Below are 6,839 nucleotides of genomic sequence, written 5' to 3' on the forward strand. Positions count from 1 at the left end.
CATATGAGCAGCGTTCTTCAATCGTCCACGGCAGCGTCCACCAAATCACCCGGCATCGGCATGGCTATTTTTGCCCTGGCCATGGGTGGCGTGGGCATCGGCGTCACCGAGTTCACCATGATGGGACTGCTGAAGGAGGTGGAGCAGGGCCTGGCCATCAGCACACCCGAGGCCGGGCACCTGATTTCCGCCTATGCCCTGGGTGTGGTGGTCGGCGCTCCCGTGCTGGCCGCCGTCGGTGCGAAACTGCCCCGGAAGCGGCTCGCGCTGGGGCTCCTGCTGTTCTTCACCCTTGCCAACCTCAGCTCGTTCGCAGCCCCCGATTACGGGACGATGCTGGTGTCGCGCTTCGCCGCCGGCCTGCCGCATGGCGCGTTCTTCGGTGTAGCCGCGGTGATCGCCGCGTCCCTGGTGCCGGCCACGCGGCGGGGCTGGGCCATCTCCATGGTGATGGCGGGCTTGAGCGTGTCCAATGTAGTAGGCGTCCCGTTCGCAACCTGGCTGGGCCAAACCTATGGCTGGCGCTTCCTGTTTGTCCTCGTGGGGGCCATCGGCGTGCTGGCCTTCCTGCTGGTTTGGCGGTTTGTGCCGTTCCGCCAGGCCCATCCGGACGCGAGCATCCGCCGCGAGCTCGGGGCACTCAAGCGCCTCCAGGTCTGGCTGGCCCTGCTGGTCGGCATTGTGGGCTTTGGCGGTTTCTTCGCCACCTACACCTACATTGCGCACACCATGACCGCGGTAGCCGGCATCCCTTCGGCATTGATTCCGTTGGTCGTGGCGCTCTACGGGCTGGGCATGGTGGCCGGCAACATCGTGGGCGGCCGGCTCGCGGACAAGTCTGTCATGGGCACCCTGTACCGGGTCCTGCCCGCCATTGCCGTCGCACTGGTGGTCTATGCCGTTGCAGCGCACTGGGCGTGGAGCGCCTTCGTGATGGTGTTTGTTGTTGGAGCCGCCGGTTCAATGCTGATTCCGGCGCTGCAGACCCGGCTCCTGGACGCCTCCCCGGATGCGCCGTCGCTCGCGTCGTCGCTGAACCATGCCGCCCTGAACGTCGCCAATGCCCTGGGCGCGTTCCTCGGCGGCCTCGTTATCTCCCTGGGCTGGGGATTTGTTGCCCCTGCCCTGGTCGGTGCCGTCCTGGCCGTCCTCGGCTTCGGCGTCGCGCTTGCCAGCGGCCTGCTGGAACGCAAAAGGCCGCTGGCTGCCTGAGCCGGCTCCCCTGGGGGGACCGGGTTCCGGCAGCCGGCGGCCCCGTGGCTGTCCGTCCCCTAAGGACGGGGAGCAGCGACGGCGGGTTCCTGGCCCGCGCCGCCTGCCGCCGCACGGTGGAGGTCGGGCTCCAGGTAGATGACGCGGGCGATGGGGACGGCGGCGCGGATCCGCTCCTCGGTGCCGTCGATGGCCTGGGCGATCTCTTCGCCGGTGGCAGTCCTGCTGACCGCGATCTTCGCCGCAACGAGCAGTTCCTCCGGGCCCAGGTGCAGGGTCTTCAAGTGGATGATCCGGCCGCCGTCGGACTCGATGGCCGTCCTGATCCGCTGCACGTCTTCCCGCGTGGCGGACTCGCCCAGAAGCAGCGACTTGGTTTCCAGTGCCAGCACCACGGCGATTGCCACCAGCAGGAGGCCGATCATGGCGGTGCCGGCGGCATCCCAAACACCGTTGCCCGTAACCAGGGTGAGGCTTACGCCGATCAGTGCAAACACGAGGCCAAGAAGGGCACCGAAGTCCTCAAGCAGGATCACCGGCAGTTCGGGCTGCTTGGCGCTGCGCACGAACTTGACCCACGACTGCCTGCCGCGGGTGTGGTTGGATTCAATGATTGCCGTCCGCAACGAGAAGGACTCGGCGATGATGGCTCCCGCCAGCACGGCCAGCGGAACCCACCAGAACCCGCCCTCGATGCCGTGCGGGTGCTGGAGCTTCTGCCACGCTTCGAAGAGGGCAAAGAGGCCACCGACGCTGAAGAGCACGATGGACACGATGAAGGCATAGATGTAGCGTTCGCGGCCGTAGCCGAAAGGGTGCTCCGGGCTCGCGGCCCGCTGGGACTTCTTCCCGCCGAGCAGGAGCAGCAGTTGGTTGCCGGAGTCGGCAAGGCTGTGGATGGCCTCAGCCAGCATCGATGAGGACAGCGTCAGTAAGTACGCCAGGAACTTCAGGACCGCAATGGTCAGGTTCGCGGCCAGGGCCGCAACAATCGCTTTGGTACCGCCACTTGCAGCCACCTGGGACTCACCTCTTCACCGGTTGTGGAACAGTCGGAAACTGCGGGATCCCTGCCTGCCCGCCCACTGATTACCGTACCCGCAGCGGCTGCGGCCATGCAGCGCCCGCCGCGGGCCTACTGACTTTCGGGGGGCGCTTATGTTAGCTTGAGCCTCATCGGGACTGTTAATCCCGGTCATTATAAGGAGGAGACATGGGTTTTCTTGCTTGGATCATTTTGGGCCTGATCGTTGGGGCCATCGTTAAGGCCGTCATGCCCGGACGGGTCGGCGGCGGCTGGGTCACCAGCCTCATCCTCGGTGTTGTAGGCGCCATTGTTGGAGGCTGGATTGGCAGCCTCCTGTTCAACAAGGGCGATCTTGCCTTCTTCGACCTCGGCACCTGGATTCTCGCTATCGTCGGCGGCCTTCTTGTTGCCGGCATCTACGGAGCCGTTACCGGGCGTGGAAAGGCTACCCGCGCACCCTGACCGCTCTGTCATCCAATAACCAACGGGCCCCGGAGTTTCCGGGGCCTTTCTTTGTGCCCTGGAGAGCCCGGCCTGCCCCGTGTTCCCCGGCGTTCCCCCGGTTCCCTGTGCCCGGGGTGCCGTGGCGCCCGGTGTGCCCTGGGCCCGGCCCGGCATGTCCGACGCCGCGGTCTCCTCTCCTGCGCTGCGCTGTCTGGAATTGCCCGGCGCTACCTGGAATCGCCCTGCGCTATGCGAAATTGCCCTGGCCGGAATTACTCTGCCCGGAATTGCCCTGGCCCGCACCCCCTTGTCCCGCCGTGGCCTCAGCACGACGCTGGGAACGGGCGCTGGCGTAGAGGCATACTGTCGCTGCGGTGCCCAGGTTCAGGCTTTCCGCGGCACCGTAGACGGGGACGGCCACCCGGTGGTCAGCCAGCCGCAGTTCCTCGTCCGAGAGGCCCTGCGCCTCATTGCCGAAAAACCAGGCAGTGGGAGCGCCAAGGTCGTAAGCCGATTCCGGCCCCGTGCCGGTCAGCCTGCGCCGGGCGTTCTCGTCCTGCAGTACGTCCAGGTCCAGTTGCCCGTAACCGTCGGCTGCGAGGATACCGATGCCACGGGCGCTGCACGCCGCGGCGAGTTCGGCCGGATCTGCCGCCAGGACCACGGGCAGGTGAAACAGCGAGCCGGCGGTGGAGCGTACGGCCTTCGGGTTGTAAATATCCACGCTGGAGGTGGTGAAGACTACGGCGTCGGCACCGGCGGAATCGGCCGCGCGCAGCACTGTTCCGGCGTTGCCGGGGTCCCTGACCTGGCAGAGCACGGCAATCAGGCGTGGCCCGGCGTCGAGCACGTCCTCCAGGGTGACGTCGACGAAACGGCAGACGGCGACGATCCCCTGCGGATTGACCGTATCGGCCATGGCCGCCAGGACCTCGTCGGTGGCCACGCGGGCATTCGTGCCCTCGGCAAGCTGCTCGAACTCAGGGAACCGATCGAGGCAGCCCTCGCTGGCGTAGACCTCGGTGACCACGCCGGGAGCTCCTGCGGCGAGGCGCTGCTGGTGTAGTTTGAGCGCCTCCCGGACCGCCTGCGGACCTTCGGCAAGGAACTGGCCGCGTTTTAAACGCGCCGGGCGCCCGGCAAGCTTTGCCACGTCCCTGACCCGATCGGCTCGGGGGTTGGACAGTGGTAAATCTTGCGGGCGCCCGGTTTCGTTCATATGAAGAACTGTAGTAGCTGCTGCCACCTGTTCCTGAACGGAGCCCTTCGCGGCAGGGCTGCTGGCTGCTGCTAGGCTGCGGCGACCTTCTTGGCGGAGGTGTCGGCCGGCAGGGAATCCTTGGCAACCTGGACCAGCGCGGCGAAGGCGTTGGCGTCAGAGACAGCCAGCTCGGCCAGCATACGGCGGTCAACCTCAACCTCAGCAGCCTTCAGGCCCTGGATCAGGCGGTTGTAGGTGAGGCCGTTGGCGCGGGAAGCAGCGTTGATGCGCTGGATCCAGAGGCGGCGGAAGTCGCCCTTCTTCTTCTTGCGGTCACCGTAGCTGTACACAAACGAGTGCAGCAGCTGCTCTTTGGCCTTGCGGTACAGGCGCGAACGCTGTCCGCGGTAACCCTTTGCGCGTTCAAGAACAACCCGGCGCTTCTTGTGGGCGTTGACCGCCCTCTTCACACGTGCCACGTGCGTACTCCTTCGAAAATCTGATCCCAAGCATCTACTGCCGGTATTCCGGCGGCCTGAGAAGGCTGTTTGGCAGGTGACGGACCGCCGGCTGGCGGCCAGTCAAAGAACTTGGAAATTAGATGCCGAGCATCTTCCGGATGACCTTGGCGTCGCCCTTGAAGACGATCTTGTCGCCGGCGAGGCGGCGGGTCAGGCGGGTGGACTTGTGCTCCAGGTAGTGGCGGCGGTTGGCCTGCTGGCGGCGCAGCTTGCCACTGCCGGTCAGCTTGAAGCGCTTCTTAGCACCACTGTGGGTCTTCATCTTCGGCATGGGAACCGATCTCCTTACGTTTCTGCGGGCCCGTGGGCTGGCAGTTCTATCGCGCAGCCGCCCCTGCGGGCAGCATGCTGGTTTCCGACTGCCGGAGAAAAGAACCTCCGGCAGCTATGAACTAGTTGGTCTTCTTGCCGGCCGGCTTCGGCACTGCCTTGGGGGCAGGACGGGCAGCCGGCTTGGGCGCGGCGGGCCGCGCTACCGGCTTCGGCGGAGCAGGCACGGCGGCCGGCTTCGGTGCCGACGCAGCAGGCGCCGCGGCTTCCGGCTTCGGCGCTGCTGCAGGCTTGGCAGCCGGCGCGGCAGCCTTGGGGGCTTCCTGCTTGGGAGCTTCCTGCTTCGGCGCGGCAGCCTTGGGGGCTTCCTGCTTGGGAGCTTCCTGCTTCGGCGCGGCTGCCTTGGGGGCTTCCTGCTTGGGAGCTTCCTGCTTGGGAGCCTCGGCGGCCTGTGCTTCGGCGGCAGGAGCTTCAGCGGGAGCTGCCTCCGGCTCGGTCGAAACGGTGAAACCCTCGGGCAGGAGGTCCGCCAGTGACTGCGTCATGGGGGCCTGGTCCTGACCGGACGTGTCAACGCGTCCCGCAGCCTTGGCTTCGTTCTGTGCCTTGGCTTCCGCGCGCTGGGTGGCCCTGCGTGCTTCTGCCTTGGCCTCAGCCTTATTCTTCAGCGGACCAACCACCATGACCATGTTGCGGCCGTCGATGCGGGGGCTGGACTCCACCACGCCGACTTCGGCGACGTCGTCCGCGAAGCGCTGGAGCAGGCGGATGCCCATTTCCGGGCGCTGCTGTTCGCGGCCACGGAACTGGATCATGGCCTTGACCTTGTCCCCGGCTCCGAGGAAGCGCAGGGCGTGGCCGCGCTTGGTCTCGTAGTCGTGGGTGTCGATCTTCAGGCGGAAGCGGATTTCCTTCAGAACGGTGTTCGTCTGGTTCTTCCGGGCTTCGCGCGCCTTGACCGCGGCCTCGTACTTGTACTTGCCGAAGTCCATCAGCTTGCACACCGGAGGCTTCGCCTGAGGTGCAACTTCAACGAGATCCAGGTCGGACTCGGCAGCCAGGCGCAGAGCATCCTCAATACGGACGATTCCTACCTGTTCACCTGCAGGGCCGACCAGCCGCACCTCGGGGACGCGGATACGCTCATTGATTCTTGGCTCGCTAATGTTAAAGCTCCTGTGTTTGTTGTTGATTTCCGGCAAATAGAGAAGGCCCCCAATTGCCGGAGCAATCGAAGGCCTCGATAGGTATGGTGGCGCATCCACTGCTGGATGCACCTGCACGGCTCCGGAACACGTCCGGGCCAATGCCCAACCTGGTACCCGGCAACCTTGCGTCCTTGAAGGGTTCCGGGGAACCACAAGGACAACGGCCGACGCGGGTGGGAGAGAACTCCGCTTGCAAACTGCATGTCATTCTACAGAAAAGATTCCCGCCAACGCCGCAAAGCGCTGCTGGGAACCTGATTGTTTTGGGACAATCCCTGAAATAACGACATCCAGTCGGTCTGTGTCAAGCTTACCAGTATGAGCACCCCAGACAGTAATTCATACGTTTTCGAGGCCGCCGGGGATGGAGCCGGCGCCGCCCCGGATGTCTCCGCGCAGATCCGGGACATCTCGGAAGTTCCCGCCATCGAGGTCATCACCACGGCTGCCGTGCACCTGATGAGCGCCGCAGCCGTCAAGCTTGGCCTGGCCGCAGAGGAGAACGCGGCCGAACTGAAGGACCTTGACGAGGCCCGGAAGCTGATCACCGCCCTGGCAGGCCTGGTTACGGCCGCCGCCCCTGAGATCGGCTCCCAGCATGCCGGTCCCTTGCGTGATGGCCTGCGGTCCCTTCAGCTTGCCTTCCGTGAGGAGTCCCTGATCCCGGACGCGCCCGGCAAGGGCCCCGGCGAGAAGTATACCGGCGCCGTCAACTAACGCACGACTCCCCTGTGTGAACGCGACGGCGGGACGGCCTGTGGAGGTCGTCCCGCCGTCGCGCTTTAACACAATCCACTGCTCCATAACTGCCGTTTAGCGGGTGGAAAGTCAAGTGGTGGTTGCAACGAAACCGTTGAAGGGGTGTTGCGATGCCGGCGGGGTACGTTTTTGGGGATGCGGTCAGGGACGGGTTCTTTGCGCTTTTGCGGCAAGGGGCCTCGATCAGTGAGGCGTGC

8 protein-coding genes are annotated in these 6,839 nt (G+C 65.4%); 3 read left to right on the forward strand and 5 right to left on the reverse strand.

Annotation, left to right across the window (positions count from 1 at the left end):
* Positions 1-3: 3 nt before the first annotated feature.
* Positions 4-1,212: an MFS transporter gene (locus K4G53_RS03355; protein WP_221384097.1), complete on the forward strand. Its 1,209-nt coding sequence runs from the start codon at positions 4-6 to the stop codon at positions 1,210-1,212.
* A 59-nt stretch (positions 1,213-1,271) separates the two neighbouring features.
* Here the strand turns inward: K4G53_RS03355 and K4G53_RS03360 are convergent, their stop codons facing one another.
* Positions 1,272-2,231, reverse strand: coding sequence for a cation diffusion facilitator family transporter (locus tag K4G53_RS03360; RefSeq protein WP_221384098.1), 960 nt, complete (start codon positions 2,229-2,231; stop codon positions 1,272-1,274).
* Between the two features lie 194 nt (positions 2,232-2,425).
* On the opposite strand from K4G53_RS03360, the gene K4G53_RS03365 reads away from it, so the two are divergent.
* A complete protein-coding gene (locus K4G53_RS03365; protein ID WP_018771572.1) occupies positions 2,426-2,701 on the forward strand; it encodes a GlsB/YeaQ/YmgE family stress response membrane protein in 276 nt (91 codons plus the stop codon).
* A gap of 229 nt (positions 2,702-2,930) precedes the next feature.
* Here the strand turns inward: K4G53_RS03365 and K4G53_RS03370 are convergent, their stop codons facing one another.
* From K4G53_RS03370 to infC, 4 genes are all read right to left on the reverse strand, one after another.
* On the reverse strand, positions 2,931-3,902 hold the full coding sequence (locus K4G53_RS03370) for an RNA methyltransferase (RefSeq protein ID WP_221384099.1): 972 nt from the start codon (positions 3,900-3,902) through the stop codon (positions 2,931-2,933).
* Positions 3,903-3,973: 71 nt separating this feature from the next.
* A complete protein-coding gene (gene rplT / locus K4G53_RS03375; protein WP_018763610.1) occupies positions 3,974-4,363 on the reverse strand; it encodes a 50S ribosomal protein L20 in 390 nt (129 codons plus the stop codon).
* A gap of 118 nt (positions 4,364-4,481) precedes the next feature.
* Positions 4,482-4,676: a 50S ribosomal protein L35 gene (gene rpmI / locus K4G53_RS03380; RefSeq protein WP_221384100.1), complete on the reverse strand. Its 195-nt coding sequence runs from the start codon at positions 4,674-4,676 to the stop codon at positions 4,482-4,484.
* Between the two features lie 121 nt (positions 4,677-4,797).
* Complete coding sequence (infC, locus tag K4G53_RS03385) at positions 4,798-5,799, reverse strand: translation initiation factor IF-3 (protein ID WP_374226142.1); 1,002 nt, start codon at positions 5,797-5,799, stop codon at positions 4,798-4,800.
* Positions 5,800-6,201: 402 nt separating this feature from the next.
* Between infC and K4G53_RS03390 the strand changes: the two genes are divergently transcribed.
* Complete coding sequence (locus tag K4G53_RS03390; RefSeq protein WP_221384102.1) at positions 6,202-6,600, forward strand: DUF1844 domain-containing protein; 399 nt, start codon at positions 6,202-6,204, stop codon at positions 6,598-6,600.
* The last annotated feature ends 239 nt before the right edge of the window (positions 6,601-6,839 follow it).

This window comes from Arthrobacter sp. MAHUQ-56 (assembly GCF_019710585.1).
Classification (GTDB): Bacteria; Actinomycetota; Actinomycetes; order Actinomycetales; family Micrococcaceae; genus Arthrobacter.